The following is a 1,555-nucleotide window of genomic DNA, read 5'->3' on the forward strand; positions in this document are numbered from 1 at the left end:
ATGGACGGGGTGCTGACCGACACCGCGCGGCTGCACTCCGCAGCGTGGAAAGGCCTGTTCGACCAATACCTGGCCGAGCGCGCCCCGAACCCGGCGGAGGACCACCACCCGTTCACCGACGACGACTACCTCCACCACGTCCACGGCAAGCCGCGCGTCGACGGCGTGCTGGACTTCCTGCGCTCCCGCGGTATCTGGCTGTCCCGCGGCGATGCGGACGACGAGCCCGGGGAGGAAACGGCCCACGGTCTGGGCAAGCTCAAGGACGCGCACTTCTCGGCTGCGCTCGACGCGCAGGGCGTCGAGGTGTTCGCCGACGCCATCTCGCTCGTCGAGTCGCTGCACCAGCACGGCATCGAGACCGCCGTGGTCTCCGCGAGCCGCAACTGCGCCCGCGTGCTCGAACGAGCCGGCATCGGGCACCTGTTCGGCGTCCGCGTCGACGGCCTGGTCGCAGCGGGGCTGGAGTTGTCCGGCAAACCCGATCCCTCGCTCTTCCTCGAAGCCGCCCGGCGGCTGGGCGCACCACCATCTCGGACAGCAGTGGTGGAGGACGCCGAAGCAGGCGTCGCGGCGGCCCGCGCCGGTGGCTTCGCGCTGGTCGTCGGCATCGACCGCACGGGCCTGCCGAGCAGTCTGGTCGACGCGGGGGCGGACGTGGTGGTGTCCACCCTGGCCGACGTCACCGTCGCGGCGTCCGGGCAGCGGCGGCTGTCCGAGGTCCCCGACGGGCTCGAGCGCTGGGACGAGATCACCACCCGGTTGCGAGGCCGTCGCCCGGTGCTGCTGCTGGACTTCGACGGCACCCTCGCACCGATCCGCAAAGATCCGACGAAGGTCTCGCTGCCGGTGCCGACCCGCACGGCGCTGCAGGACCTCGTCCACCGCTGCCCGGTGGCGGTGATCAGCGGCCGCGACCTCAGCGACGTGCGCTGCAGGGTGCGGGTCGAGGGCATCTGGTACGCGGGCAGCCACGGGTTCGAGCTGGTCGGGCCCAGCGGCGAGCCGGTCGCGCAGCAGGCGGGCGAAGCCGCGCTGCCCGCTCTCGACGTGGCCGAGCAACGCCTGTCCGCCGAGCTGGAACCGGTGACCGGCGCGCTGGTCGACCGCAAGCGGTTCGCGCTCGCCGCGCACTACCGCAACGTTCCCCCGGACGAGGTGGACCGGGTGATCGCCGCCGTGCGGCAGGTCGGTGCGGAACTCGCCGGCCTGCGCGTGGCCCACGGCCGCAAGGTGGTCGAGCTGCTGCCCGACATCGACTGGAACAAGGGCCGGGCGCTGCGCTGGCTGCTGGAGCGCAGCGGCCTGGCCGGAGCCGAGCTGGTGCCGGTCTTCGCCGGCGACGACTACACCGACGAGGACGCGCTGCGCGAGATCCACGACGACGGCCTCGGCATCGTCGTGCTCAGCGCCGAGCACGGCGACCGCCTGACCTGGGCGCACTGCAGCGTCGACGGCACGCCCCCGCTGCTGGAGCTGCTCTCCCGCATCGCGCCCCCGGAAGCGCGATGAACTCCTGGCAGTTCGGCTTCCAGGACTTCGACCCCGACGACGA

At 72.7% G+C, this 1,555-nt stretch carries 1 protein-coding gene; it reads left to right on the plus strand.

The window, feature by feature from the left end; all coding sequences use genetic code 11:
* On the plus strand, positions 1 to 1,512 hold a 1,512-nt coding region (gene otsB / locus ABTZ89_RS38600; RefSeq protein ID WP_351054434.1), incomplete at its 5' end, for a trehalose-phosphatase.
* Between the last annotated feature and the right edge of the window lie 43 nt (positions 1,513 to 1,555).

Source organism: Saccharopolyspora sp. NPDC002686, assembly GCF_040295745.1.
GTDB lineage: Bacteria > Actinomycetota > Actinomycetes > Mycobacteriales > Pseudonocardiaceae > Saccharopolyspora > Saccharopolyspora oryzae.